Genomic DNA, 25,071 nt, shown 5'->3' with positions numbered 1-25,071 from the left:
AGATCATGACCGGGCCAGCACCGGCCCGGCCGCTTCTTCGGGGTCGATCAGGGCTTCTTGCCAATCGCCTGCAGCACGCGGTCAAGGCTCTTGCCCTGCACGCTGGTGACAGGTGCCCTCTCGACCGCATTGTAATAGGCCGCCGGATCATAGGTCGGGATGCCGAGCTTCAGGTCGTCGACCGTCAGCAGGCCCATGGCCGACAGAAGCTGATAATAGGCGACCTGCAGGTCGGCCTCGGCAGTGATCCGCGAGGCACGGGCATCGAGCAGCGTCTGTTCGGCGTCAAGCACGTCAAGCGTGGTGCGCGCGCCCAGCGTCGCCTCTTCCTTCACACCCTGATAGGCGATCTGCGCCGCCGAGATCTGTTCGTCATAGGCGGTGATCTGCGCGCGATAGACGTCGATCTGCGCCCAGGCCTGGGCCACCGCATCGGCGATCTCCACCCCCGCCTCGCTCAGCGCCGCCTTCGCCTGATCGCGGCTCGCGATCGCCTGGCGATGCACCGAGGACAGCTTGCCACCGGCATAGAGCGTCTGCGTCAGGCCGACACCGACAGTCGTGCCCTTGTTGCTGCCCTCGTATTTGGTGAAGCCGGCCGACCCGTCGATCGTCGGCAGCCGCTCGGCCGCCGCGGCCGAAACGCCCAGCTCGGCCATGCTGACGCTGTGCTGCGCCTGCTTGATCGAGGGGTGATTGCGCAGCGCGGTCTCGCGCGCGGTATCAAGCGACTTCGGCAGCGTCGGCGCCTTCGGCAGCGGCGAGAGCTTGTCCGGATAATGGCCGATCGACGCCTTGTAGGCCTCGCGTGCGATCTGATAGTTGCCGCGCGCCGCGGCCAGCGCCGCCCGCGCCGCAGCCTCGGCCGCTTCCGCCTGCGACACGTCGGTCTTCGTCACCTCGCCCACGTCGAAGCGGTCCCGCGCGGCCTTCAGGTCCTCGCCGTAGACGCGCACCGAGTTCTCGTTGATCGAAACCTGCTCGGCGGTGCTCTTGACGCTGGTATAGGCGCTGATCGCATTCAGCAGCACGTTCTGCTCGACCGAGCGCAGCGCCTCGCGCGTGGCCAGCACCGCTTCCTTCTTCATGTCGATGGCCAGCCGGGTGCGGCCGAAATCATAGAGCGTCATCTGCGCCACGAGCGAGCTGTAGGCGGTGAGCCGGTCGTAGGTCTTGTGCTGGGCGCGATAGGTGGCAAGCGTCGAATCGGTCGCCGAATAGCCGTAATCGGCGGTCCATTGCAGCACCGGGCGCAGCGCCGACACCGCCTGCGCCACATCCTCGTCCGCGGCGCGCAGCGTGGCGCGGTTCTGCTCGAGCAGATGCGAGGTGCGATAGGCCGACACCAGCGCATCGGCGAGCGTCTCGGCCGAGACAACCAGCGTGGAGCTCATCAGCCCGAGCCCCGCCACGGTGGCGAGAAGAAGCGGTTTCAGGATCTTGCGCGTCATGCCTGGGTCCTCATCTGGGTTGCTCCGGCCACTTCTTTCGGCGGCCCGAGCTCGGGGCCGCGGAACGGCCCAGATATTCAAATCCATCTATATGAACCCTGAATAACGCGAAGCCGCGTTCAGAGCACGAACTCTTTTTCCGCGACGAAGCCCGGAATCACCGGGGCGGCCGCGTTGAAGATGTCCCGCCAGGCGATCGTGCCGTCGATCTTGCGGCCGATCCGCGCGACACCAAGCGCGCCCTGCATGAAGATCGCGGCGATGCGGCCGCCTTCCTTCAGCTGGCCGAGAATCGCGGCGGGAACGGCTTCGACGCCGCCCTCGAGAAGAATCGCGTCATAGGGGCCGTGCTTGTCGGCGCCCGAGATCAGCGGTGCGGCGACGACGGCGGCATTGTCGGCCCCGGCGCGCGCCAGCGCGGCCTCGGCAAGCGTCGCCATGTCGCCCTCTTCGAGCGCCACCACGGCTTCGGCCATGCGCGCGATCACCGCGCTCGAATAGCCAAGGCCGCAGCCGATATCGAGAACGAGGTCGGTGGGCTGGATGTCTAGGGCGTCGAGCATCTTGGCGAAGCTGCGCGGCTCAAGCAGGACCCGGCCCGGCGCCAGCGGAACGTTTTCCCCGATATAGGCGGCCTCGCGGCGGGCGGGGGGGACAAAGTCCTCGCGCGGCACGGCGAGCATCGCCTCGATGATCGGGAATTTCGTCACGTCATTGGGGCGGACCTGAGTATCCACCATCATCGTGCGTCGCGTGGCGAAATCTTGCATCTTCTGAACTCTTCGGTCTGGTGTGCCTAGGTTCGGTTTTGCCACAGAAAAACAGGCGGGGCAACAGATGCCGCGGCATCGCGCGGGGGATTGTGCAAGACCTCTTGCACGAGCGCGTGCGATTGTTTAGGTGAGGGCATCCTTGAGGCTGGCGGGTTGGCGGAGAGGTTACGCAGCGGATTGCAAATCCGTGAAGACCGGTTCGATTCCGGTACCCGCCTCCAAATCTTTCAATGACTTAGCCGAAGGCGCCCGGTAAAGGGTATCACAACGGGTATCAGTTTCCTGTTCTGGTCTCGTTCTGTTCATTGCCGTTTCTCCCGTGCCTGACGCGCCCGCATCTCCTGTCGCGCCTCTCCTGCATACTTCACAACCATCTTTTTTGTGGCATGGCCGGAGTATGCGGAGATCTCATCATCGTCACATCCTGCCAACGCCAGTTCTTTCACGCCACGATAGCGCAGCGCGTGCAGATCATAGGCTTCCAGCCCCAGCCGCTTGCGCTCCCTCAGCATCAGATCCGCCATGTAGCGGTAGCTGATCGGATTACCGTCGCGCTTCATCAGTATGGGGCGAGAGGCGATCGGGATGGCACCGAGTTCAGCCTTCGCCCGGTCCAGCTCCGCCCGGAGGCGTTCCGTGCAGGGCAGCACCAGACGCTTGCCTGTCTTGTTCTGCACCAGTGTCAGAGAATCGCCGTCGTAATCGCCCCAACGAAATCCGACCCAGTCCCCGGGCCGCTGAACAGTCCCAACTCCGATCTCGAAAATGAGGCGACACAGGTCGCTGGCCTTAGCGCGGAACTCCTCCACGGCTTCGTCCGGCCAGGGAGTATGATCGAGCCTTTTCTCCTCCGGCGTCTTGAGGGCGCGAACGCCTTTGGCCGCGTTGCGTTCCAGCCATCCGATCTGGATGGCATGTATGCAAAGGACCACAAACACCTGCGGAATGTAATTCGCAAAGCGGACGCGGTGGGCATTTGCTTTCTGTGCGGCAATCACGTCGGGCGTAGTCAGAGCCTTCACATCCCGCTTGCCGATCTTCTCGCGCAGATAGGTCATCACCTTGTCGTAGTCGGCTCGCGTGCGAGGCTTCAGCCCCTTCCAGCGATCCGATGTGCGGTAGTCATCCATCAGTGCCCCCCATGAAGTCCTGACCTTCATCCGCGTGCCGGTCAGAATCTCCCAGTACTCACGATCAAAATCTGCCGTTCCCTCAGCCGCAACGATCCTGTGCAACTGCCCCTTCACGCGGACATAGATGCGGCCGCTCGGATGGCGCCAAAGGTATTTCTTCCTCACCACTTAACATCTCCCATGCCGTCGACCGCATCGCCCGAAGCAATGCGACGCAGGTCATCCACAGCCCAACGCCATACCCCTGGCACAAATTCCTTGCCGCGAGGCAGAAGTCCGGCTGCCACGAGATCACGAAACTGCCGGTGCGTCATGTCGAGCAGCTTTGCTGCAGTCGCCTCCGAGGCGAATATCGGCACAACCTGAGACATTCGTAAGCCCTGCAGCCTTTTGTTCAGCAGAATGCGGACAAGCATCCACATACACTATAGTGCATATAAAACTGAGCGGTTTGGCTTGCGCTGTCAAGCTATAAGATATACGAATGAACATGTGAGTGAAAATATGAGCCAGAGCAATGCCCGATCAGTCCTTCCGTTTCAGAAAACCGCGCAAGTTGCCCGGCCAGAAAGAACTGGCTGATGACCAATGGGCAGAGCTGGCCGATGACCATCTCAATGAGTCGTTGTCCGAAGAAACCGCTGCTGAGAACCAGGCGCGACGCAGGGCCGAGCTGTGCCTCCCCACCAACCTCAAAGCCCTTCGGCTTCGGCTTGGCCTGAAGCAGGCAGAAATGGCGACCCGTATGGGAGCCGCCAATCGCAGCCTCCACCTCTACGAAGCCGGAGAGCGCTCGCCGACTGCCGATTTTCTCTCCACGTTATACGTGAACTTCGGCATAGACCTGCACAAGCTGTTCACCGGCACCCCGTACGAGCCCTCCGAGGACTGGAAAACCGCCTTCAGCCAGCTCACCCTGAAGGTGGCGCGGCAGGTCGCCGAAGCCTATCCGGATCTGACGACGGAGGAAGCCGACGCGCTGGTAACGCTCTACATGAGCCGCTCCGAAGGGGAGACCAATGTGGACGGCGCAGGCCTCATGCTTTGCTATGATGCCCTGTTCAAACCTGAAGAAAGTGAAGACTGATCCCGCCCCCTAAGCCGTCGGGGGGGCACCTTCTCCGAAGGGAACTCCCCGCCGACGTAAATCGGCGAGAGATTGCGGGCTCCCACGCCGGTCGCAGACGGCTGCATGCGCCAGTCCGGCCAATTTCAATCGCCGTTAATTCGATGTTTGTTCTTGCGGCTGACACTCTTCCGCGACACTATGTTAGAAAAATTCCCGGAGGGACGCGAGCGCATGCAGGCTGATTTTTCGACACTTCTGGCACAGGCCGGATACTCTGTCCCCGAAGCCGCGCGTGCCCTTGGTTACTCTGAGGGGCACATCTATCGCTGGAAGCGCGGAGAGGAAATCCCCCGCGAAGGCGTCATCCGCCTGCTGAACATGGAGATCGAGCGCAAGCGCAGCGCCGCGGATGCCGAAAAGTCCTTCACCTTCATCGACCTGTTTGCGGGGATCGGCGGCCTGCGGCGCGCGATGGAAAGCGCCGGAGGCCGGTGCATCTTCACGTCGGAGTGGAACAAATACGCCCAGCAGACCTACATGGCCAACTTCCCCGACAACCATCCGCCTGTCGGGGATATCCGCGCCATTGATGCGGCAGAGATCCCCCCGCACGATGTTCTGGTCGCAGGCTTCCCCTGTCAGCCCTTCTCGATTGCCGGTGTCTCGAAGAAAAATGCGCTCGGCCGGGCTCATGGCTTTGATGACGAGACCCAGGGCACGCTGTTCTTCGATGTGCTGCGCATCCTGATGCACCACCGCCCTGCGGCCTTCATGCTTGAGAACGTCAAGAACCTGAAAAGTCACGATAAAGGCCGGACATTCGACGTGATCCGGCGCAAGCTGACCGAGGAACTCGGCTACACCCTTGAGACCCGGATCATCGACGCCGGGCACTTTGTTCCTCAGCACCGCGAGCGGATCGTCATGGTTGGCTTCCGGGAAGCCACAGGGTTCAGTTTCGACGATGTAAAGCTGCCGGCCTATGGAAACAGACGTCTGCGCCACATCCTGCATCCGGAAAATGGTACCGAGCGTCCGGAAAGCCACTACACTGTCGGACCGGATGCCATGGTGAGCGACAAGTACACCCTCACCGACAAGCTCTGGGCTTATCTGCAAGCCTATGCCGAGAAGCATAAGGCCAAGGGAAACGGCTTCGGCTTCGGGATGGTGGATGGTGACAGCATCTCCCGCACGCTTTCCGCGCGCTATTACAAGGATGGCTCGGAAATTCTGGTCAGCCGCGGCGAGGGGCAGAACCCGCGCCGGCTGACCCCGCGCGAGTGTGCGCGGCTGATGGGCTACCCGGACGACTTTCGCATCCCGGTCTCGGACACCCAGGCCTATAAGCAGTTCGGCAACTCGGTCGCGGTGCCGGTTTTTGCCGAAGTCGCCCGGGTCATGGCCCCGCATATCCTGTCTCTGATCGGCGCCGAACGGCTGAGAAAAGTTGGCTGACGTTTACGACGGCAAGACCCGGAGCCGCAACATGTCGGCAATCCGGGGCGTCGACACCAGGCCAGAGATGCAGATCCGGCGCGGACTGCATGCCCGCGGATTTCGCTACCGGCTTCACGACCACAAGCTGCCGGGGACGCCCGATATCGTGCTGTCAAAATATCATGCCGTGATCTTCGTGAACGGGTGCTTCTGGCACGGCCACGGCTGCCCGTTGTTTCGCTGGCCCGCAACGCGGGAGGAATTCTGGCGCGCCAAGATCACCGGCAACATGGAGCGGGACGCCCGGAATGAGGCCATGCTCCGCGCCGGCGGCTGGCGCATCGCCACGATCTGGGAATGCGCCCTGAAGGGCCGCGAAAAACTGCCGGCGGACGCCGTGATTGACTCGCTGTCCGATTGGCTGTGTTCTGACGGCCAAAGGCTGACACTTGAAGGCCTGAAAACAGAAACAGGCAGTTAATACATTGGGCGAGCAAGGCATTTTTGATTTCGACGGCGAGGGTTCGGGACAGGCCGGACTTCTGACGGACCTGCTCGGCCGGGCAGAACTTGTCCTTGTCAAGAAACTCTCGAACAATGACCGGGACTGGGCGCGGTATGCCAACAAGCACCAGGCCGGGGTTTACATTCCAGCGGACCATCGGGACGGCGGCTTCTTCCCTGCCCTGGAAGAAAAAGAGCGCGAGGATCCGGCTGCCAGGCCGATACGGGAAGCCCTGTTCGATACGGTCTGGCCCCAGGCTCTGGACGGCAGGCAGAACAGGAAAACCCGGATCGTGCATTACACAAGCAAGGGCCCGGAGACGCATATGACCCGGCTGCCGAAGGAGTGCTTTGGGCAGCTTTCACCGGCATCCTTCCTTGTCATGGGGCGATACCGGAAGGAGCAAGGCACGGTTTACGAATGCCTGACCGTGGATTCCGCGAGCGATGAAGCCGAGCTGCTCCTTGCACAACTCGACATCCCACCGGATTTTCTGATCGGAGAGTTCGAGCCCGCTGCAATCCGGGCACAGGAGCAGGATCGCGTTCTGGACTTTGCTGCCGAGCTGATTGCTGCATGGCAGGCCGGGACGATTGCAGACTTTGCCCGGACCGCGGCCATACCCGGGACAGAGGAGCTCGCCCGCCGGGCACTAGCGCGATACCTTGAGCTCCATGGGCTGGAGGTTCTTGATCCCTTTGCCATCGAACGCCCCGGAGATGCGCTGCGCGAGATCAGCCGCAGCATCGAATGGGAAATGTTCCGGACCTTTCAGCGGCGCGAGCGCGCGGTCGACTTGGTGCGGATCGTTCTGGGCGATGCCCCGCGGGGGATGACCGTCGCAGAGATGATCCGGCAGCTCGTCAACGAACTGCCCCGGATCGACGCGCTGATGCTGTCTGCGAGCCAGCAACGAAAGTCACGGGCCGGCTACTCTTACGAGCATCACATCGAGGCGATGCTGCGCGGAGGGAAGATACCGTTTGAAAAGCAGGTGGTGATCGAGGCGAAGAAGCGCCCCGACTTCATTCTGCCGTCTTTAGCTTTCGTCAGCAGGGCGGATGCCCTCGCCGCGACGGGGCTCATTCTGAGCGCCAAGACGACGCTGCGCGAACGCTGGAAACAGGTCGAGCGAGAGAAAGGCAACCGCAAGCTCTACCTGACAACGGTTGATGAAAATATCGCCGGAAATGCAATTCAGGACATGGAAGGGATCGGCGTGCAACTGGTGATCCCCGAAAGCCTGATGGACGCCAGAGAGACGGAATATGCCGGACATGAAAACGTCCTGACATTCCGGCGGTTCTGCGATGAGATCGTGCAGCCGAATCTGGAGGCCTGGCGCGGTGTCGCCTGATGGGGAGGAGATGGTAACGCAAATACCGATGCTCATCTTCTGGCCGCACCGGAAGGGACGATAAACGATCCCAAAGCATTTCAAGGGAGCATTATCGTCAGCAGATTACATTTACCCCTCTATCTCTAGGAAAATCATATCCGGCTTGCATAACTCCACCATAAGTCATCAATCGTGCCGATCTAAGGCATAGTCAGAGGTAGGGTTTAGCATTTCACGGAGTTCTTCAACCGAAAATGGAGGCGATCTACGGTGCGCTACCGAATGGCAGTTCGGACATAGTGGCACAAGGTCTTTTTGGGGATCAACAATATAGCCCGGCCCAACGTCTGATACTGGTGTAACGTGATGGACCTCAATCAGGCCTAAAGCTTCTGGCCCATAGCGTAGCCCTAAATTGAGACCACAAGCCTTGCAGAAGTACCCGTGTATCGCAAGCGCAGCGGCCCGATTGCGGCGATCACGCTCATATCGGTTAACCGCAACCTGGGTCTTCGCCCCCTCAGGGAGACCTAAAGTTCCGGGCTCGGCGTCCTCGCCATCTTCTTCAAGCGGCAGAAGAGCAGAAACTGCCGCTGCAGCACGTGAAGTCCACAGCTCAATCACACGAGCGTCCGCATTGGAATCGCCCTCATTGATCGCAAGCATTCCACGACCGAGGACAAGGTCCAAGCTGCGCCACGGAGCAGACCAAACCGCCCTGTCCTCGGGATCGACTACCGTGCCGTTCACGGCCATCGAGATGTTGGCGCCGGCCTCGCGGCAGACGCCAAGCAAAGTTCGGAAAGTCTGGCGCCCTGTTTCGTCGGAATTCCCCATGGCGTCTATGAGCTCACCGGCGAAACTGCCGGGGCGGAATTGAACATCGATCCGTCGCCAGCCGATAACAGTACGTAAGGTGAAGGTCTGGCCAGCAGGATAGTCAGCGGGTCGCAGTTCGAGCCAGCGATTACCGTCCGGATCGCGACCTTCGGTGCCGATGAACAGGAGACCAGTTTCAGCAGATACCAAGTCTGCGAGCGAGCGTGGATCAGGCGGCGTCATTGTCCACGTCCGGTTCCGGCAATGTTTCGACTAGCTTTTCCAGGATGCGTGAGATTTCGTAGCGCATGTCTTGGAACATAGCTGCCGTACTGTCCTGAACCGTGGACAGCTCTGCAACTGCCAAAGCCCACATCAACGAGTCCATGCCTTGCATGGTCACGCTTCGGTTGAGGTTGGGGATGTAGACCTTGTGATAGTAGGGATGGCTGGTGTTGATTTGGACGGCCCTGTGCTGTTCGATTAACGCTGGCTGGAACAGAAGCCCATTGGTGATCCCTTCCACCGGCTGCACGAAAACCTCGCCCGGCCGTTTGGCTGAAGTAATGGTCAGTTTCAGCCGCGTTGTCCCGTGCTTATTGTGGACGAAGGCTTCACCCTTGTTCGGGTCCGCAATGTTCACTTCAGGTCCGCCCGCGGCCGCTTCACGATTGCGGATATTGTTGTTCGACGTGTCGTGTGCGCCTTCACCTTTCTTGGAGATCGCCTTTTGCTGGCCCTCGCGCGAGCGACGATTGGCCTCGCGGCGGGGTGCTGGCAGGAACTGTGTCTGCAACCAGTTTGCCAAGTCCTCGTTGAGGATGATCTGTGACTTCTTGATGTCTAGGTGAAATGCGTCGTCCAGCCTGTGATCAAAAGAGAACTCGACTCGCAATAAGGTGAGGTGAGGCTCCTTCTGGTACAGCCCAAGCCAGTCGGCGTCATGGATGAGCCGGTTCTCGCGGTATATGTAGATGCCCTGTCGCTCGTTGGACAAAAGTGCCGCCGATGCCAGCTTGTCGTCAGGGAACTCTTCACGACGCGGCAGAATATAGGCCCGTACTGTGAATGTGGCCTCGCGGCCGTCGGACAACTGGGTCGGCATGACCTGTTCAGCGACCAACTCCGCAAGCCCACGCTGAAACGGATCCCAAGGTGCGACCGCCTTGCCATTGAGTTCAATGCGGACGTTTTGCGCGCGGTCGTCATCAGGATCCAGAAAACGCTGATAGACCATAGCCAAATGGTGACGAAGGGCGGTCTCCTTGGCCTGAAGCGCCTTCTTGGCCGGCGAACCGGTCGGGTTGGTATAGTCTTTGATAAGGCGATCCACGTTTTCCCACAGGACTACTGTTCCCGGCTTGCCGGGAGCGATGGCATCAAGCAAATTGAGTGCCTCCTCGTCGCAGATATCAGTGAGAAGCAGAGACCACTTGTTAACCTTCGCAACATGGTTGAGGTCCCACGTTGCCATGAGCGCAGGCGCGTCGCCTTCGGCGCGCGAAATCACTGAAAGGCGTTTGCAGAACGCGGTGGAGGCGGTCTTGAGGCCCAAGCCGTACTTTCCAAGGCTTGCCGCGCTCGGGCGTACCTTCGACCCATACTGCATGGCATTGACCAGACCTTGCCGATCCATGCCCTCTCCGTCATCAGCGATCAGCAGACGGATATCGCCGTTGAAGTCGGCGGCAAGGAAAAGCTGAACCTTCGAGGCGTTGGCGGCAATCGAATTGTCAACTATGTCGGCGACGGCAGTATCGAACTCGTAACCGGTATCTCGCAGGCCGACGATTACGCGCTCGGGATCGGGCGGCAGCTCGAATTCTTCAATATCGTTCATTCGTTCCCTCTCTCAGAGCTGGATCACACGCCAGCCAGAGCCGAGCTGCAGTACGCCAGAGGCAGCCTTTGTCTGTTGCTTGCGTGCATGAGAAACGCGGTAGCGGTCTTCGTCTTTGGAAAGGATCACCTCATCGCCGACCGAAAGGCGGGCCTGCCGAATATATTTCGTCATCCGGGTCAGTCGGTACTCATTGCGGGTGCCATCAAACAGGGCATTGTTGTAATAGATGAAGGCAAACTCCCAAAAGGTGCCGGCGTCGTCAACAAAGTTCAGGTGAACACGCGGATTATATTGTCTGGCATCGAGTTTCGGAAAAAATGAGAGGAGTGTGGGATCCTTCGGCACAAGGATGCCAGCTTGGTGTCCGCCCGTTTCGCCAGTGTCGTTGGCGCTCAGAACTTTCACGATCTTCGGTTCTGACATGCTCTATTTGCCTGCTTGTCTTGATGGTGAACGGTTCAGTGCAGCGACGATATCGCCATAGTCGTCATCTTTTCCTTCGATTCCAATCACGGCCGTGTTGGACAGCGCGCGTTTACGAGTAAGCCGCTCATCCACCACCTCCTCGACCGTATCGGCGACAAGGAGGCGATGAACTGTAACTGGTAACTCCTGCCCACGCCGGTACGCTCGGGCCGAGGCTTGGTCCTCTAACGCCGGGTTCCATTCGGGATTGTAGTGAATGACGTGGTTGGCCGCGGTAATGTTCAACCCCGCGCCGCCCGCCTTAGGGTTCAGAACGAGGGCTGCTCCGCCTTTCACGGCGCTGAATCGATCAATCAATGGCTGGCGGTCGTCTATGGGAAGACGTCCGTCGATGATTCCGGTGAATGCGTTAAACCGCATGGTAATGTGCTTGGCGATCAAGTCCGCCATTGCTGTGAAAGACGTGAAGATTATGGCTTTTTCTCCCAGCGCGAACACCTCCTCCACGATCTCGGCGAGGCGCCGGAACTTCGAAAATGACATGGGATCGACGGTTGCCGACGTGCCGTCCATCAGACTCGGATGCGCGCAGAAGCGGCGTAGCGACGTGAGGGCGACGAGGGTGGCGGCCGCGCCGTATTCTTCGCTTATGCGCTCGCGCTCGGCGTCATAGGCGGCCGCCTCAGCCTCGTCCAACTCAACCGCTTGTGGTATGTCGATGCGCGGCGGCAAGTCCTTCGCCACCTCGGCAACGCGTCTGCGCAGCATGAGTGGCGAGATTAAAGGTTCCAACCGTTTCGCGCCATCCACGTCGTCAGGAAACTGCGCCGAGAAAGACTTAGCTTCCCCAAGATGCCCGGGGAGCACGAAGTCCATGATGGACCAAAGATCCAGAAGCCGGTTTTCAACAGGTGTCCCGGTCATGGCGAGTCCGGCTTCACGGGGCAAGCGCTTCACGGCCTGTGTGCGTTGAGCTTCCGGATTGCGAATGAACTGCGCTTCATCGAGGATGATCACCTTCCAATGGATCATGTTTAGCAGGCTGTTGTCCCCGACGGCATTGTCGTAAGACGTGATCACGACATCATATCCCTGCAATTCCGCCGGACGGCCAGTGCGCAGTGGACCGTGATGCTTCAACACCTTCATGTCTGGCGCAAACTTTGCAATTTCGCGACGCCAATTCTCAAGCAGAGAGCCGGGCGCCACGATCAGTGAAGGGCGGAGGGGACCGCTACCGGAATCGCGAAGTACCGCGATCACCTGCAACGTCTTGCCCAGACCCATTTCGTCTGCGAGCAGACCGCCTATTCCTTCTGCCAGCAAGAACTTAAGCCATCGCCAGCCAGCCAGCTGGTATCCATATAGGCTCGCATTGACCCCGGCCGGGGTATCGTCAGCAGGCGGGGCAAAAGCGAGCGCAGGGATCGTGTCATCGGCCATCTGGTCGTCGACGGCACCGCCGGCGTTGCCCGCTCTGCGAACTGCAAGAAACGCCCTCAGCGAAGTGGCTGGCCCCAACTCCGCCCCTGTGGAACGCATCAGTTCAACGACCTCTTGTGTGCCTTCGGGCTCAAGTGGGTACCATGTGTCCCCCGCGATGATGTGACCGCGTTCGAGGTCGGCAACCTGCAATTGAACCGTTTTTCCCCGCGTGGTCCCGACTATTGAAAAGGCTGGCAAGCCCTCTGCATTCCGCGCGATGGTCAGCTCCGGAGACAGTGGATAGCGAGAAGCATGCAGTCCCTCAGCAATGGTTGGAATCCATGGTTCCGCCGGCTGGTGTTCCACGAGCGCACGGTAGATCTCAGACGCCGATGGGTGGCGATGCTCACCCCCGGGATCAACCAACGACAACTCGGAATCTACGGCCTCCCATTTCCATACTCGGCCTTCGTCGTGAGAACTTACCGGCAAATATATTCCTCCATTTTGGGCGCCAATACTCACAACCGCCCACGGCTCGATTCTCAAAAATCATCACATAACAAGACAACTAAGCACACACTATCTTGTGCGAACTCTAGCACCTTTCACAACTTATTTGCTCAATTCAACCGGCAATAACTGGCTCAACCTCGCCGAATTCACGCGTGGCGTTGAAGGCTGCGCCTAAACTTAGGCAAGCCGTGTCTTCACGCCCTCGGCTCGACATCCTTCCAGTGGCGGTTCGTGGGCAACGCTTTTGCCCGCCGGGCGGCATCCTGCACCGTGACCGGGTAGTAATCCCAGACGTCCACACCGACATTGACCGCGTTTGCGCTTCCCTTCCAGTTGCCATGCACATGGCCGAACAGATGCAGCGCGCCCTTGCGGGCATGGTTCCACGTCATCATCGGGTAGTGGCAGAGCGTCACCGGCCGGTCGGCCGACGGATCTTCCACCTCGGCCAGAAGCGCCACGCTGTCCCAGGGCAGCGCCTGCGTCAGGGCGCCGTCGTGATTACCGACGATCAGATGCCGGCGTGCTCCGGGAAGCTGTCCGAAGATTGTCAGCAGCCAGCTTTCGTCCTTGGCCTGCGGGCCGAAGGCGAAGTCTCCGACAATCCACAGGTCATCCTCGGGACTGACCTTCTCCCAAAGTCGCTCGATCAGCACAGCGTCCATATGGCTCGTGTCCCGGAACGGGCGATGCGCGTTACGGATGATGTTCTCGTGCCCGAAATGCGGGTCGGCGGTATACCAATGCGTCATCGTGAAAGATCCGTTGCAGGCGGGGCCGCGGTTGTGCCGCACCAGCGGGGGCCGGGTCAATAGCCCGCAAGAGCTACCGTTACAGCCGATCCGGCAGCGAGATCGCGGCGGGCGTCCAGAAGCTCTCGAAATCCGCATCCAGCTCGCGGAGGATCACCAGAAGCTCGATCACATCAAGCCGGCGCTCGCCCAGCTCATATTTCCCGACAAAGGACGGCGGCTTGTGCAGCTTCGCCGCCAGGTCCGCCTGCGACATGGCGCGTTCCGTCCGGAGGGCGATCAGCGCCTTCAGAAGACTGCGATACGCATCTGAATGAACGCTGCCCGCCAATTGTCCGCCTGCCTTTGATTTCGACAGGTTCAGCTATTGACCCCATTATGGGTTTAACCCCAAAATGGGGGTGACAATTGGAGGTCCGCAATGAAAGACGCCATCTCTGCTGCAAGCGACCTGTTGGCCGGCGTGGGGCTCTGGTTTCAGCGCAGGTCGGAGCACGCCGCTGCAAAGCGTGAAGCGAAGGCCTGGGCGAAGGATTTGCCGAAGGCCATGCTGGAAGAGATCGTGGCGGCTGTTCCTATGCCTGCGCACCTGTGGCGCGAGGACTATTGGGTTCTCAATCAGGAGGCGCTGCGAGAAGCCCCGGCGATCTACCGGGCTTATGTGGACGAGAATTTCCCCCATGAGCCGGAGGCTCGGCGCGTGGAGCTTGTGGATCGTCTCATGACTGTCAGGTATTGGCAGTGGAGCGATGCAACCCGCGAGCTGACGCGGGCCGCTGTCAGTGCTGGTATGGCGGCTGATCAGGCCCGTCGTGATGCGAACTACGCGGCCCGGATGGCGGAGGAAGCGGCGAGGCCGCATCGCCTGTCGATGGCCGGTCGGAAGGCCGAGGCGGAAGCCTGCTATCGCAACACCGGTATCTATGCGGACGGAAGCGGTCGCGTGCTGAGCCACGCGGAACGGTTCCAGCTCGGTCTGTCCGCCCGCACAGGCGGCGCGAAACCGGGGCGGATCGACGGATAGTCCCATCCGCGAGATTTTGGTTCGAGGAATTGATGATGAAGAGATTTGTGCTCGGGCTGCTGCTGGCCCTCGCTTCGCCCGCCTATGCCGAAGGGCTCGATCTGGCACCGATCCGGCAGGATCTGGACCGGGCGATGGCGTCCAATGGAAAGGCTGTCTGGCTGATCTACGGCGCGGTCTCGCGCGAGAAGATCGCCGAGGCTATCAAGGTTCTCGCGCCGATCAAGTCACGGGTGACGGTCGGCGTTTATGGCGATATGTTCTTGGACGATCAGGCGCGTGCCGATTTCAAGGCAGCGGGGTTCGAGGTCTGCTCCAAGTGGGGCCGGGATAACCTTCTGATCACGCTGCACAAACCAAACGGCGACGGCGATCTCAAGAACAATGCCATGTTCGATGCAAAGATCCGCTTCTCGGAAACCGATGCGCTGATCTTCGAGGAGGGCAGTCGGCAGCTCGAAGCCATCGCTGGCGAATGGGAAATGGGCGGCACGATGCCGGGGGCAGCGAAGAAGAACTTCTTCTTCGCGAATATCCTGTCCGCCGAACTTGATGGTGAAGCACCGCCCAGACCCACGCGCGTTACCGATGACGCGAAGGTCGGCGGCGTGTCGAGCCTGCTGTCCTTTGAGGGCGGGCGCGGATGTTTCGAGAAATGACCGGGCGCGTTTCAGCGCCCCACCCGCGGATCGCGCCCCATTGCATCGTCAGGAGTCCATTATGTTGAAGAAATGCCTCGCCGCCTCGGTCTGCGCGGTCCTGTTGCCCGGTCTTGCGCTGGCCGACACACTGAAGGCGGTCGACTATTCCGCGCCGCCGGCCTCCGGCGAACTCGCCGTGGTCGGGATCGTTCCGGGCATGACGCTGGACGAGGCCCGCGCGGCGATGGCGAAGCGCGGTCTGGAGCTGTCGACCGAGAAGGTCGATCTGCGCGCCTCCTCGCCCAAGGGCAAGACTTTCGATCTGTCGGCGGTGGCGAAGTTCGGCACGGCCGGCGTAGGCCTCAACACGCGCCTGTCCGGCGCCGGCTATGAAGAGGTTACCGGCACGCTGGATCTGGGGGCGCTTGGCGGCCGGATCATCTCGGTCGGCCGTATGATTCAGGGCAGCAATGCCGATCTGCCGAAGCCGGAAGAGCTGCTCGCGCAGCTCACCGAAGAATATGGTGAGCCGTCGCTCGTGGAGGTCGATCACGGCGGGCAGATGACGATCCTTTACGGCTGGGACAAGGCGGGCGCGAAGCTGACCGCGCTGGATCAGGCGGCCCCGCTGGAGATGGAGGAGAAAACCAGATCCGGGACCTCGACGACAGAATACGTCCCCTGCGTGTCCTCCGGCTTCGGCACGATGCAGGTGGATTACAAAAAGCTGAACAGCGACAAGCCCATCGCCCCGGGATGCTCGGCCCGCTATCAGGTCGTTTACGAATCGAAAGCCGGGCAGTCGAAGATCCGGTTTTCGCTCACCGATTTCGCACGGGCGCGCAAGGCGCGCGAGGAGACGGATCGCCAGATCAACGAGGCCCTGACCGGGACGGCCAAGGCCTCGAACATGGATCTGTAACGGGGCGGCGCGGTCAGGCCCGGGGCCGCGCCCCGTCATTTCCGCGCCATCACCCGGTACATCCGGCCGTTGTAGCGGGCGAGATCGGACAGCCCCGCCGCCCTCCAGCCCCTCAGCTCGTATCCTTCGGGGACAACGATGACCGGCCGGGTGTGGCTCTCGACAAGCTGGATGCCGATGCGGTCGCGCAGGGCGACGAACTGTTCGAGCTCTGCTTTGACGGAGGCCCGCTCGTCCTCCAGCCCCGCGAGCTCCGCCCCGGCGGCGCCAAGGCTCTGCTCGACACCCGCCCGCTGCGCCGCAAGCTGCTCCTCAAGGGTCGCGAGGGCGCGCGCACCGTCTTCCCGGGCCGCCGCCAGTTCCCCGGCATTCGCGGCCCGGATCGTATCGGCCTCCTGCCTCGCCCCGTCGACCAGGCGGGTGGCGCCCCATACCGCCAACAGCAGGATGCCTGCGGCGACGAGACAGATCCCACCGAGCGCGGCCCACGTCCATTTCACCTGTCGCCGGAGTAAAATCCCGTTGGCGTCCAGTCGGGTTCTCAGCTCCTCGTTATCGGTCCGCAAAGCCTCCAGCCTTGCCTGCTCCACGGCGACCTGCCCTGAGACCGCGAACATCATCAGCCGGATCTGCTTCCCCTCGGCGTCGAGTTTCCGCCCGATGCCGTCGGCATGCTCCGCGAGGCCTTGCTTCAGGCGATCCAGCTCGCCCGCGGCATCGTCTTCTTCAGCCCGACGCCGTTGCCGCAATTCCGCGATCCGCGCATCCAGATCAATGGTCATCGCCCGATCTCCCCGTTCCGAAAGGCCGAGGCCGGAAGATCGTGCTCCCGCACCCGCTCGGCCGCATGTTCCTGCTCCCGGGCCAGCTCCGGGGCAGACAGGCGCGCTTTCAGCCGGTCCCAGAGCGAGGTGACGACGGTTACCGCTTCCCGCAGCGCCGGGCCGATCTGCAGGGCCTCGACCCGTTCACGCAGCGCCCTGTCGCGGATCTCCCACCCGGAGCCCTGCGCCGGACGCCAGACCTTGCCGGTCAGCACGCCGACGATGACCAGCACCGCGACAGCCGCCGCTTCCTGCGCGATGCGTCGTGCAATCACCGCCTTCTCGGCCTCGAACGCCTGTCTGTCGTCCTGAAGCCGGCGAGCGCCCGCTTCGGCTTCCCTTCCGGCGGCGGCCCTGATTTCTTCGGCGGCGGAAATCAGATCCGTCGCCTTCTGTTCTGCCGCGCTCCTGATCTTGCGGACCTCCTCCTCTGCCGCCAACCGGAGGGCGACGGCTGTCTTTCTGCGCGCCGCCGCCACAACCCGGTCCTGCGCCGCCGCAGATCGTTCGGCTTCGGCCTCGGCATGGAGCCCATCCGCCTGATGCAGCCTCGCCTCAAGATCGTGTGCCATTCTCTCCGCCGAGGCACTCAGCGCATCCTCCTGATCGGCGAGGTCGCTGACCATCTCCTCCATCTGCCTCAGCGTGCGGGCGTTGCGGCTGGCCTCGTCCTTCCGGGCGCGCCATTGCTGCCGCGACAGCCGCTCCCGTTTCGGGCCGGTGCGGGTCAGCCCGGACGGCAGCCCCACTTCGTGGTGATACTGGTCCTGAAGCTCGCGGGCCCGTGCGCGGTAGGCGTGATTTCCATGCTTCACCGCCGTCTTGTCGTCATGTCCTTCGCCTCGCGCCCCAGCTTCGGCTTCGCTCTTGGCCAGCCAGCACGGGTTCAGATCCCGGGCTGAACAGGCGGGATCATCCAGCGGCAAGACGTAGGCGTGCAGATGCGGGTGCTCCTCGTCGACATGCTCGATCACGCTCACCAGGCGCTCGCCGAAGAGGCTGCGCAGAAACGTCAGGTTCCGCTGCACCCAGGCGTCATAGTCCCGCCGGGCTTCCGGGTTTCCCATGACCTGCGCGGTCAGATGCGGATGCGAGGCCACCGCCGTCAGCAGGGTGTGACGGTCGGCCCGGATGCCCCGGCGCGCCGACCCGCCATCCTTCAGCGTGACCGCGACACTGCCCGCGGCCACCATCTCGTCATGCAGGCGCTGCACCTCCTGAGGCGACACGCCGGCGATCACCCGGAAGGGGCGCGGCTCGGAAACGTGCGTCGAGAACATCGGATCGCGCCGCGCCTCCGCCAGAACCTGTTCGACCGACTGGCCTGCCTTGTTGGGCTTTCGGGAATAGGTCTGCAGGTGGAAAAACTGGGGTCCGGCCATGGCTCAGCCCCCGTTGCCGGAGAAACGCAATATGGACCGACTATTATGTTGCAAGCAACATGTCGGCGAAGGCGCTGCGCCCCTCGACCCAGCCAGCGGCTGCGCCGCCGATCCGTCCCGGATCGAAGCCGCCAATGGCGGCTGCAAAACCCGACCTTCGCCAGCCTTGTGACGGGCGCTCCGGTCGGGTTTTGCGAAGAGGGCGACGCCGTTCAGCAGGGCATTTCCGGCGACCAAAGCAACCAGACAGATCGGGATCATCGCTTGAACCCCGCTGCGTTCACCTCTTCACGCGTCACCAGACCACGTTCGAGAGCCATTGAAATCTGATCTTGCGAGATGAGGCGGCACAGGTCGCTGCCGGATTTCACCCAGGACGCAATCCGGGTCAGCGTCTCTGCGAGCGACGCCTCACGCGTGGCGCGCCGCGACCGGGCGTCACTGACATAGCGCCGCCATTTCCCGTCCCGCAGCCAATTGTCGCTGAAGCTGACCTTCGACCGCGTGAAACCTTCACTCTCGGCTGCATAGGCTTTCACGGCAGCGAGCAGTTCAGCGTGCGAAACCTCCTGCAAGGCCTCCGTCACGAGCCGCGAGCACACCGCCCGATCCCGGCGACGATCATCGGGGTAAGCCGCCCAGATCAAATCCAGATCCGCCTCCGTCGCCGCGCTGCCGGGCGAGGAAGTTGGGTTTGTATCTGGGTTATATCTGTTCTCTAGAGATTTGCCTCCGAGGGCATTCCCTTTGCCATTTGGGGCAAATCCCTCACTCTCCCTTCCGGGCAGCTCGATCTGCCCGGAAGGGCAAGTCGTATCGGCAAGGGCATACCACGCGGTGCGATCATACCTGTCTTCGCTGTGGTTCCCCTTCAGGATCAACCCGGCGTCGAGCAGCTTGTCGAGAGCCGTCCGGATCTGCTTCTCGGAGAAATAAGGGAAGAGTTTGGCGAAGGCCGCTATCGAGTTGTAGGTCCAATATCGCCCCTCTTTGAAATTGTGCCCATTGGCTTCGTTTTTCTCGATCCAGTAGCACAGGTTCTGATAGAGTATGGCGGAGTTGACCCCCACCAGGGCTGCAATCTCAGGGTCGAAGCTGTGCCGGCTCATTGCTGCCACCTCACCACGGTGAAGCCGGGGAGGCCGCGCGAGACTGAAAACGGGCGGAAAAGAAGGGTATCATGTTCACAAGGCGTTCGGCCTTTGTCCTGATACTTTTTACCTTCTAAGTCATTGAATTCATAATTGAACCTGTTGGATTGCAAATCCGTGAAGACCGGTTCGATTCCGGTACCCGCCTCCAAGACTTTTCAAGCAGTTACGAGACAGGCAGCGCGCGGCGGAAAAGCCCGGTGGCGCGCGCGGCAACATTCTCGTTCCGTGCCTGCCCTGTTCCACACAGCGTGACATGGTGGCAACGGCGCACATTTTTCCCGCTCCCGCCCCCCCCCCGCATTCGTCCGGCCGCTCAGCAGCGGACGGCTCCGCCTCCTGCGCGGCTGCGCCCGAGCCGGTGGCGCTTGCCGCTCAGCCATGGAGCGCGGCTCGAAGCCACCGCCTCAAGTTCCGGGGAAAGGCGGGAGCGGCGGAGGGCCCCGACAAGCGCAAGAATGCCGACGCAAGGGGCTCGCCGGATGATCCGCGCGACGGGACCTTCAAGATAATCTCCTTTGGCAGGAAAGGGTTGCCCGAACCTGTCTGCGGGGGTGCTTTATTTTCTCGCAATTCATGGGGCGAGCCCCTATCTAGAACCTGCATCTCTTCTTCTCGGACCCTGTTCCTTCCGGCTCAGCGACGATCTTGAGCTTTGCCCGGCCCCCCGCATCCTGTGGGCGGCACTTCGGAAAGGAACGCACGATGACCGATCCGGCCAGCGTGAAACAGGTCGACCAGACCACCACACAACACGTCCGAACCGCAGCGGCGGTCGACAGACGGGATGGGCTCGTCCCTGCCGCGGCAGGCAGGCAAGCCGAACGTGCCACCGGGCACAGGTCAGCTTGCAACGCCCGACGTCGCGCCTGACCACATGGGCAGGCTTCCTGGCATGCGCAGCGCGCGGCCAGAGCCGATGCCGCACAAATCAACCTGGCGCGATCGGCCCCGCGACCGACACGCCTGCCGTGAGAGGAACACCGGCTTTGCCGAGTGCCCTCACGTTTTCCAAGAAAGACCAATATCTTGATCGAAATCTACTGGGGTGAACCCATGTCTCTCGTGATCTCGCCGGAAGGCGACGTGCAGAAGTTCAGCACGATCGAACAGGCGCAATACTGGCTGCGCAAGAAGTGGCCCGTCGCTGACGCGGCGCGCCAGCATGCGCTTGGCCGTCTCGAGGCTGCGATGGACTGTCTGGGCTCGGTCAGCGAGGCGCGCCACGCCTTCCTGCATGCCGCCCGCAGCGCCGGCTTCGTGCCGCAGCACCGCCAGACCCTGCCCCTCGCCGCCTGATGGCGGCCGGGGCTCACCCGACTGCAGGCTGATGCCAAGGAGCACAAGGCCAAGGATGCTGATCGTCCGATCGAGACTTTTCGACGTGTTTTTCGGGCTCTGGACGTTGCTGCAGAGCCCCTTCATCCCGGCCCTTGCGCTGCTGCAGCGCCCCGGCCTCACCCGCGCCGCGATCCGCTTCTGGACCAGCGGCGTGCTGGGCCTGTCGCACCGCATCCTCGGGCTGTGCCTGCGCGAAGAGGGCATCGAGAACAAGCATCTCGATGCCCCCTGCATCTATGTCTGCAACCACCAGTCCACCTGGGAAACCCTCGCGTTCAACCAGCTGGTCCCCGACGTCTGCATCATCGCCAAGCAGGAGCTGCGCAGGATCCCGGTCTTCGGCTGGTTCCTCAGCCATGCGCCGATGATCCTGATCGACCGCAGCGGCGGTGGCCGGGCAATGGCGGCGATGATCTCCGAGGCGCGGCAGGAGGTGGCGCGCGGTCGCTCGATCCTGATCTTCCCCGAAGGCACCCGCATCGGCGTGCATGAGCAACGCAAGTTCCAGCCCGGGCTGATCGCGCTCTATCGCAAGCTCGATCTGCCGGTGGTTCCGGTGGTGCACAATGCCGGCTGCTTCTGGGGCAAAGGCGCAAAGCGGGGCGGCACGATCGTCGTTTCCTATTTCCCGCCGATCCCGCCGGGCCTGCCCCCCGCTGACGTGATGGCACAGGTCGAACAGCTTCTGAACACCGAGAAGAGCCGCCTCGTCCCGGCAGAGATCTGAGCGCGGCGGTTCCGCCGCAACCGGCGCATCCCCTGCCTGGCTCATCGCCATTTCGCCCACATGCACCCCTCGCGCCGGCGGGGGCGTGACCCGTTCCGGCACCGTCATGCCCTGGCCCATGCGGCCCGCAATCCGGTTTTCCCTGCCGGAAGAGGCCGGCCGCCCGCAGCCGGAAAAGGACATGCCGTTTCCCCCGGGCGCGGCGGAGCGTCGCGATGTCTCAGCCCCCAAAACCGGCAGCGACCTCCGATTCTGCTGCCCCCGGGGCAGGACACGCCGAAAATGCCGGCGCGGTCGCAGATTGTGTTGACCGTTTCACATGCACCCCCCACAGTGATCCCAATTTTATTGGAGAATTCTTTGTCATTGGTTTTTGGCACATCCGGGCTCCGTGGGCTCGTGACCGAGATGACGCCGCACGCGGTGGCGGCATGGACCAACGCCTTCCTTGTCGCCTGCCCGCCACCCGGCCTGATTTTCGTCGGGCGCGACCTGCGCCCCTCTTCCGCCGCCATCGCCGAACAGGTGCGCGCGACCGCGCGCGCCGCGGGCCTTGCGGTGATCGACTGCGGTGTGCTGCCCACCCCCGCGCTCGCGCTGGCCGCCGAAGGGGCGTCGGCGATCATGGTCACCGGCAGCCACATTCCCGCAGATCGCAACGGGCTGAAATTCTACACGCCGGCCGGCGAGATCACCAAGCAGGACGAAGCCGCCATCCAGATCGCCCATGCCGGCAACTGCGTCCCCTCCCCAGGGGCCGGAACCGACGAACAGCGCGATGCGCTCGCGGCCTATGCCGATCGCTACACCGGCGCCTTCGGTCCGGGCGCGCTGGCCGGTCTGCGCATCGGCATCTATCAGCACAGCTCGGTCGCGCGCGACCTCCTCCTCGAGGTGATCGCCGCGCTCGGCGCCGAGGCCGTGCCGCTCGCGCGATCGGACACCTTCATCCCGGTCGACACCGAGGCCGTCGATCCCGGGACCCGCGCCCAGCTCGCCGCCTGGTGCGCCAGCCATCGTCTCGATGCGATCGTCTCGACCGATGGCGACGCCGACCGGCCCATGGTCACCGACGCGACAGGCGCGACGCTGGCCGGCGACGTCCTCGGCGTGCTCACCGCCCGCGCCCTGGGCGCCGAAAGCGTCGTCACCCCGGTCTCTTCCAACACCATGGTCTCGGCAGGGCTCTTCCCCCGCGTCGTCCTGACCCGGATCGGCTCGCCCTTCGTGGTTGCCGGCATGACGGACCTCCTGGCCGCCTCCCCCGCGGCGCGGGTGGTCGGCTTCGAGGCCAATGGCGGCTTCCTGCTCGGCTTTGCCGCCGCGACCGGCAACGGCCACCTCGCGCCCCTGATGACCCGCGACAGCCTGTTGCCGATTCTCGCGCCGCTCGTCGCCGCCCATCGCGCTGGCGAGACCCTGGCCGAAGCGGTGGCGAAGCTGCCCGCGCGCTTTACCGCCGCCGACCGGCTCAGGGGCATCCCGACCACCGTGTCAGCGCCCCTGCTCGACCGGCTCGCGGCGACGCCCGACGCCCGCACCGCCTTCTTTGCCGAGGCCGGCCAGATTGCTGCGGTCGACACCACCGATGGGCTCCGGCTGACCTTCGCGACCGGAGACATCGTCCATCTGCGCCCCTCGGGCAACGCGCCCGAGTTCCGCGTCTACACCGAGGCCGACAGCCCCGAGGCCGCGCAGCTCCTGCTTGCACGCTGGCTGCCCCGTGTCGCGGAGGAAATTGCACCGTAACCCCTTACCATCACGAGTGTTTCCTGCGTTTCCGCCCCTCTTTCCCGGAGAACCCACGCAATGAAAATCACCCCTGTCATCCTCTCGGGCGGCTCCGGCACCCGCCTTTGGCCCCTCAGCCGCAAGAGCTACCCCAAGCAGTTCGTCAACCTCCTTGGCGCCCAGACCCCGTTTCAGGCCTCTGCCCGCCGCCTGACCAGCGCCAACGGCCTGACCTTCGCACCGCCGCTGGTGCTCACCAACGCCGATTTCCGCTTCATCGTCACCGAGCAACTTGCCGAAGCCGGCATTGACCCCGGCCCGATCCTGATCGAGCCGGAAGGCCGCAACACCGCCCCCGCCGTGCTTGCCGCCGCCCTTCATGTCGCCGCCACCGATCCCGACGGCGTGCTCCTCGTTGCCCCCTCCGACCACGACATTCCCGACAGCGCGGCATTCCACGACGCCGTCACCCGCGGCCTCGAGGCCGTGGCCGAGGGCAAGCTCGTCACCTTCGGCATCTCCCCCGACCGCCCCGAGACGGCCTATGGCTACCTCGAACTCTCCACCCAGCCCGACGGCAGCGGCGCCCCCATCGCGCTCTCGCGCTTTGTCGAGAAACCCGATGCGAGCGGCGCCGCCGGGATGCTCGCCGCGGGCAATTACCTCTGGAACGCCGGGATCTTCCTGTTCGCCGCCCGCGACATCATCGCCGCTTTCGAGACTCATGCGCCGGCGCTCGTCGAGCCGACCAGGGCCGCCGTCGCGGCCGCCCAGGCCGACCTCGGCTTCCTGCGTCTCGCCCCTGCCCCCTGGTCCACGGTGGAAGAGATCTCGATCGACTACGCGGTGATGGAAAAGGCCCGCAATCTTGCGGTGGTGCCCTTCACGGGGCGCTGGTCGGACCTCGGCGGCTGGGACTCGGTCTGGCGCGAGATGGAGCCCGACGCCGATGGTGTGGTTGCCGGCGCACGCGCGACGGCCATCGACTGCCGCGACACGCTGCTGCGCTCGGAAAGCGAGCAGCTGGAGGTGGTCGGCATCGGCCTTGAAGGGATCATGGCCATTGCCATGTCGGATGCCGTGCTGATCGCCGACATGCGCGAGGCGCAGCAGGTCAAGAGGGCCGTCACCGCTCTCAAGGCGAAAGAGGCCCGGCAGGCCACCCATTTCCCCAAGGACCACCGGCCCTGGGGCTGGTTCGAAAGCCTCGTCACCGGGCCGCGCTTCCAGGTCAAACGCATCCATGTCCACCCCGGCGGGCGGCTCAGCCTGCAAAGCCACTTCCACCGCGCCGAGCACTGGATCGTGGTCGAGGGCACCGCACAGGTGACGGTGGGCGATCAGGTGCATCTGGTCTCTGAAAATGAGAGCGTGTTCGTGCCACTCGGGATCAAGCACCGGCTGGAAAACCCGGGCCGGGTGCCGATGGTGCTGATCGAGGTCCAGACCGGCGCCTATGTCGGCGAGGATGACATCGTGCGCTACGACGACATGTATGCACGCGGGCAGGGCGAACGCGGATAGCCGAGCGGGAAATGGCTCTGCCTATTGGGCCGGCAACAATGCGCCACCGGGCCATCCGAATTATGGGGTATCTCCGGCCCCGCCATTGAAAAGACCGGAGAGTTCCTGTCTTCAGGATATTGGATAAAAATTGATTAGAAAATATCAGGCCGGCATCGGCCTGATATCTCCATGCGACCCGATCTGTTTTCCCGGTCGAAAAATCCGATGCCACCGGATTGACCCGCGCAGGATCGACGGCAGGAAAACGCGACGATAATCAGCCTCGACTTCGCGGGAAAGATCCCTCCGGATCAGCGATCGCACAGGCGCG

The 25,071-nt window shown here is 62.7% G+C and carries 24 protein-coding genes and 1 tRNA gene; 12 read left to right on the top strand and 13 right to left on the bottom strand.

The genetic code is table 11. The features are described 5' to 3' along the window. Positions 1-47 precede the first annotated feature (47 nt). Together AC0QTQ_RS02980 and AC0QTQ_RS02975 are read right to left on the bottom strand one after the other, a co-directional pair. Positions 48-1,451, bottom strand: coding sequence for a TolC family outer membrane protein (locus AC0QTQ_RS02980; protein WP_480258188.1), 1,404 nt, complete (start codon positions 1,449-1,451; stop codon positions 48-50). Between the two features lie 119 nt (positions 1,452-1,570). Continuing rightward, entirely contained in the window at positions 1,571-2,221 is a 651-nt protein-coding gene (locus AC0QTQ_RS02975) for a protein-L-isoaspartate O-methyltransferase family protein (protein WP_480258187.1), read from the bottom strand. Positions 2,222-2,371: 150 nt separating this feature from the next. Between AC0QTQ_RS02975 and AC0QTQ_RS02970 the strand changes: the two genes are divergently transcribed. Next, positions 2,372-2,445, top strand: a tRNA-Cys gene (locus AC0QTQ_RS02970). An 81-nt stretch (positions 2,446-2,526) separates the two neighbouring features. Here the strand turns inward: AC0QTQ_RS02970 and AC0QTQ_RS02965 are convergent. Both AC0QTQ_RS02965 and AC0QTQ_RS02960 read right to left on the bottom strand, forming a co-directional pair. Then, positions 2,527-3,522 (bottom strand): site-specific integrase, encoded by a 996-nt coding sequence (locus tag AC0QTQ_RS02965; RefSeq protein ID WP_480258186.1) that lies wholly within the window; start codon positions 3,520-3,522, stop codon positions 2,527-2,529. Then, a complete protein-coding gene (locus AC0QTQ_RS02960) occupies positions 3,519-3,779 on the bottom strand; it encodes a hypothetical protein (protein WP_480258185.1) in 261 nt (86 codons plus the stop codon). The genes AC0QTQ_RS02965 and AC0QTQ_RS02960 overlap by 4 nt, the downstream gene beginning before the upstream one ends. Before the next feature lie 95 nt (positions 3,780-3,874). Between AC0QTQ_RS02960 and AC0QTQ_RS02955 the strand changes: the two genes are divergently transcribed. The 4 genes from AC0QTQ_RS02955 to AC0QTQ_RS02940 all read left to right on the top strand — a co-directional run bounded on the left by AC0QTQ_RS02955 (position 3,875) and on the right by AC0QTQ_RS02940 (position 7,728). After that, positions 3,875-4,444, top strand: a complete 570-nt coding sequence (locus tag AC0QTQ_RS02955) for a helix-turn-helix domain-containing protein (RefSeq protein ID WP_480258184.1) — start codon at positions 3,875-3,877, stop codon at positions 4,442-4,444. A 105-nt stretch (positions 4,445-4,549) separates the two neighbouring features. After that, a complete protein-coding gene (gene dcm, locus AC0QTQ_RS02950) occupies positions 4,550-5,884 on the top strand; it encodes a DNA (cytosine-5-)-methyltransferase (RefSeq protein WP_480258183.1) in 1,335 nt (444 codons plus the stop codon). After that, entirely contained in the window at positions 5,877-6,347 is a 471-nt protein-coding gene (locus AC0QTQ_RS02945) for a very short patch repair endonuclease (RefSeq protein ID WP_480258182.1), read from the top strand. The genes dcm and AC0QTQ_RS02945 overlap by 8 nt, the downstream gene beginning before the upstream one ends. Positions 6,348-6,351: 4 nt before the next feature. Then, positions 6,352-7,728: a type II restriction endonuclease gene (locus tag AC0QTQ_RS02940; protein ID WP_480258181.1), complete on the top strand. Its 1,377-nt coding sequence runs from the start codon at positions 6,352-6,354 to the stop codon at positions 7,726-7,728. Positions 7,729-7,896: 168 nt separating this feature from the next. On the opposite strand, the gene AC0QTQ_RS02935 is transcribed toward AC0QTQ_RS02940, so the two are convergent. The 6 genes from AC0QTQ_RS02935 to AC0QTQ_RS02910 form a co-directional block, all read right to left on the bottom strand. After that, positions 7,897-8,772 carry an HNH endonuclease gene (locus tag AC0QTQ_RS02935; protein ID WP_480258180.1) on the bottom strand — a complete coding sequence of 292 codons (876 nt, stop codon included), beginning with the start codon at positions 8,770-8,772 and terminating at the stop codon, positions 7,897-7,899. Further along, positions 8,759-10,369: an ATP-binding protein gene (locus AC0QTQ_RS02930; protein WP_480258179.1), complete on the bottom strand. Its 1,611-nt coding sequence runs from the start codon at positions 10,367-10,369 to the stop codon at positions 8,759-8,761. The genes AC0QTQ_RS02935 and AC0QTQ_RS02930 overlap by 14 nt, the downstream gene beginning before the upstream one ends. Positions 10,370-10,381: 12 nt before the next feature. Further along, positions 10,382-10,795 (bottom strand): EcoRII N-terminal effector-binding domain-containing protein, encoded by a 414-nt coding sequence (locus AC0QTQ_RS02925; RefSeq protein WP_480258178.1) that lies wholly within the window; start codon positions 10,793-10,795, stop codon positions 10,382-10,384. A gap of 3 nt (positions 10,796-10,798) precedes the next feature. Next, the gene (locus AC0QTQ_RS02920; RefSeq protein ID WP_480258177.1) at positions 10,799-12,433 is read right to left on the bottom strand and encodes a DEAD/DEAH box helicase; all 1,635 of its coding nucleotides are present in this window, start codon (positions 12,431-12,433) and stop codon (positions 10,799-10,801) included. Positions 12,434-12,933: 500 nt separating this feature from the next. Beyond that, positions 12,934-13,491 carry a metallophosphoesterase gene (locus AC0QTQ_RS02915; RefSeq protein ID WP_480258176.1) on the bottom strand — a complete coding sequence of 186 codons (558 nt, stop codon included), beginning with the start codon at positions 13,489-13,491 and terminating at the stop codon, positions 12,934-12,936. 79 nt (positions 13,492-13,570) lie between these two features. Next, the gene (locus AC0QTQ_RS02910) at positions 13,571-13,747 is read right to left on the bottom strand and encodes a helix-turn-helix domain-containing protein (RefSeq protein ID WP_480258175.1); all 177 of its coding nucleotides are present in this window, start codon (positions 13,745-13,747) and stop codon (positions 13,571-13,573) included. Positions 13,748-13,912: 165 nt separating this feature from the next. Between AC0QTQ_RS02910 and AC0QTQ_RS02905 the strand changes: the two genes are divergently transcribed. The 3 genes from AC0QTQ_RS02905 to AC0QTQ_RS02895 are packed head-to-tail and all read left to right on the top strand — an operon-like array spanning position 13,913 to position 16,078. After that, entirely contained in the window at positions 13,913-14,515 is a 603-nt protein-coding gene (locus AC0QTQ_RS02905) for a hypothetical protein (protein ID WP_480258174.1), read from the top strand. 35 nt (positions 14,516-14,550) lie between these two features. Beyond that, the gene (locus AC0QTQ_RS02900) at positions 14,551-15,174 is read left to right on the top strand and encodes a hypothetical protein (RefSeq protein WP_480258173.1); all 624 of its coding nucleotides are present in this window, start codon (positions 14,551-14,553) and stop codon (positions 15,172-15,174) included. A 40-nt stretch (positions 15,175-15,214) separates the two neighbouring features. Then, entirely contained in the window at positions 15,215-16,078 is an 864-nt protein-coding gene (locus tag AC0QTQ_RS02895) for a hypothetical protein (RefSeq protein WP_480258172.1), read from the top strand. Positions 16,079-16,113: 35 nt separating this feature from the next. Here the strand turns inward: AC0QTQ_RS02895 and AC0QTQ_RS02890 are convergent, their stop codons facing one another. From AC0QTQ_RS02890 to AC0QTQ_RS02880, 3 genes are all read right to left on the bottom strand, one after another. Beyond that, positions 16,114-16,860, bottom strand: coding sequence for a hypothetical protein (locus tag AC0QTQ_RS02890; RefSeq protein WP_480258171.1), 747 nt, complete (start codon positions 16,858-16,860; stop codon positions 16,114-16,116). Beyond that, positions 16,857-18,284 carry a plasmid recombination protein gene (locus AC0QTQ_RS02885; protein WP_480258170.1) on the bottom strand — a complete coding sequence of 476 codons (1,428 nt, stop codon included), beginning with the start codon at positions 18,282-18,284 and terminating at the stop codon, positions 16,857-16,859. Before AC0QTQ_RS02885 ends, AC0QTQ_RS02890 begins: the two co-directional genes overlap by 4 nt. A 257-nt stretch (positions 18,285-18,541) precedes the next feature. Beyond that, positions 18,542-19,393: a hypothetical protein gene (locus tag AC0QTQ_RS02880; RefSeq protein WP_442772212.1), complete on the bottom strand. Its 852-nt coding sequence runs from the start codon at positions 19,391-19,393 to the stop codon at positions 18,542-18,544. Positions 19,394-20,491: 1,098 nt separating this feature from the next. Between AC0QTQ_RS02880 and AC0QTQ_RS02875 the strand changes: the two genes are divergently transcribed. The 4 genes from AC0QTQ_RS02875 (at position 20,492) to AC0QTQ_RS02860 (ending at position 24,758) form a co-directional block, all read left to right on the top strand. Next, positions 20,492-20,734 carry a DUF982 domain-containing protein gene (locus tag AC0QTQ_RS02875; protein ID WP_480256797.1) on the top strand — a complete coding sequence of 81 codons (243 nt, stop codon included), beginning with the start codon at positions 20,492-20,494 and terminating at the stop codon, positions 20,732-20,734. Between the two features lie 55 nt (positions 20,735-20,789). Further along, on the top strand, positions 20,790-21,503 hold the full coding sequence (locus tag AC0QTQ_RS02870; protein WP_480258169.1) for a lysophospholipid acyltransferase family protein: 714 nt from the start codon (positions 20,790-20,792) through the stop codon (positions 21,501-21,503). Positions 21,504-21,911: 408 nt separating this feature from the next. Next, on the top strand, positions 21,912-23,252 hold the full coding sequence (locus AC0QTQ_RS02865; RefSeq protein ID WP_480259186.1) for a phosphomannomutase: 1,341 nt from the start codon (positions 21,912-21,914) through the stop codon (positions 23,250-23,252). A 60-nt stretch (positions 23,253-23,312) separates the two neighbouring features. Further along, entirely contained in the window at positions 23,313-24,758 is a 1,446-nt protein-coding gene (locus AC0QTQ_RS02860) for a mannose-1-phosphate guanylyltransferase/mannose-6-phosphate isomerase (RefSeq protein ID WP_480258168.1), read from the top strand. Positions 24,759-25,071: the final 313 nt, after the last annotated feature.

Source organism: Paenirhodobacter sp. YD-8, assembly GCF_056590935.1.
The sequence above is the reverse complement of the archived record's forward strand: the minus strand, read 5'-3'. Positions and strand labels throughout refer to the sequence as shown.

What these genes read in the sequence shown, in the direction of transcription:
- AC0QTQ_RS02960 (WP_480258185.1), bottom strand. Translation starts at nt 3,779, where the DNA reads ATGTGGATGCTTGTCCGCATTCTGCTGAACAAAAGGCTGCAGGGCTTA.
- dcm (WP_480258183.1), top strand. Translation starts at nt 4,550, where the DNA reads ATGCGCCAGTCCGGCCAATTTCAATCGCCGTTAATTCGATGTTTGTTC.
- AC0QTQ_RS02870 (WP_480258169.1), top strand. Translation starts at nt 20,790, where the DNA reads ATGCTGATCGTCCGATCGAGACTTTTCGACGTGTTTTTCGGGCTCTGG.
- AC0QTQ_RS02930 (WP_480258179.1), bottom strand. Translation starts at nt 10,369, where the DNA reads ATGAACGATATTGAAGAATTCGAGCTGCCGCCCGATCCCGAGCGCGTA.
- AC0QTQ_RS02980 (WP_480258188.1), bottom strand. Translation starts at nt 1,451, where the DNA reads ATGACGCGCAAGATCCTGAAACCGCTTCTTCTCGCCACCGTGGCGGGG.
- AC0QTQ_RS02880 (WP_442772212.1), bottom strand. Translation starts at nt 19,393, where the DNA reads ATGAGCCGGCACAGCTTCGACCCTGAGATTGCAGCCCTGGTGGGGGTC.
- AC0QTQ_RS02925 (WP_480258178.1), bottom strand. Translation starts at nt 10,795, where the DNA reads ATGTCAGAACCGAAGATCGTGAAAGTTCTGAGCGCCAACGACACTGGC.
- AC0QTQ_RS02890 (WP_480258171.1), bottom strand. Translation starts at nt 16,860, where the DNA reads ATGACCATTGATCTGGATGCGCGGATCGCGGAATTGCGGCAACGGCGT.
- AC0QTQ_RS02905 (WP_480258174.1), top strand. Translation starts at nt 13,913, where the DNA reads ATGAAAGACGCCATCTCTGCTGCAAGCGACCTGTTGGCCGGCGTGGGG.
- AC0QTQ_RS02900 (WP_480258173.1), top strand. Translation starts at nt 14,551, where the DNA reads ATGAAGAGATTTGTGCTCGGGCTGCTGCTGGCCCTCGCTTCGCCCGCC.
- AC0QTQ_RS02860 (WP_480258168.1), top strand. Translation starts at nt 23,313, where the DNA reads ATGAAAATCACCCCTGTCATCCTCTCGGGCGGCTCCGGCACCCGCCTT.
- AC0QTQ_RS02875 (WP_480256797.1), top strand. Translation starts at nt 20,492, where the DNA reads ATGTCTCTCGTGATCTCGCCGGAAGGCGACGTGCAGAAGTTCAGCACG.
- AC0QTQ_RS02885 (WP_480258170.1), bottom strand. Translation starts at nt 18,284, where the DNA reads ATGGCCGGACCCCAGTTTTTCCACCTGCAGACCTATTCCCGAAAGCCC.
- AC0QTQ_RS02975 (WP_480258187.1), bottom strand. Translation starts at nt 2,221, where the DNA reads ATGCAAGATTTCGCCACGCGACGCACGATGATGGTGGATACTCAGGTC.
- AC0QTQ_RS02955 (WP_480258184.1), top strand. Translation starts at nt 3,875, where the DNA reads ATGCCCGATCAGTCCTTCCGTTTCAGAAAACCGCGCAAGTTGCCCGGC.
- AC0QTQ_RS02915 (WP_480258176.1), bottom strand. Translation starts at nt 13,491, where the DNA reads ATGACGCATTGGTATACCGCCGACCCGCATTTCGGGCACGAGAACATC.
- AC0QTQ_RS02935 (WP_480258180.1), bottom strand. Translation starts at nt 8,772, where the DNA reads ATGACGCCGCCTGATCCACGCTCGCTCGCAGACTTGGTATCTGCTGAA.
- AC0QTQ_RS02910 (WP_480258175.1), bottom strand. Translation starts at nt 13,747, where the DNA reads ATGTCGCAGGCGGACCTGGCGGCGAAGCTGCACAAGCCGCCGTCCTTT.
- AC0QTQ_RS02865 (WP_480259186.1), top strand. Translation starts at nt 21,912, where the DNA reads ATGACGCCGCACGCGGTGGCGGCATGGACCAACGCCTTCCTTGTCGCC.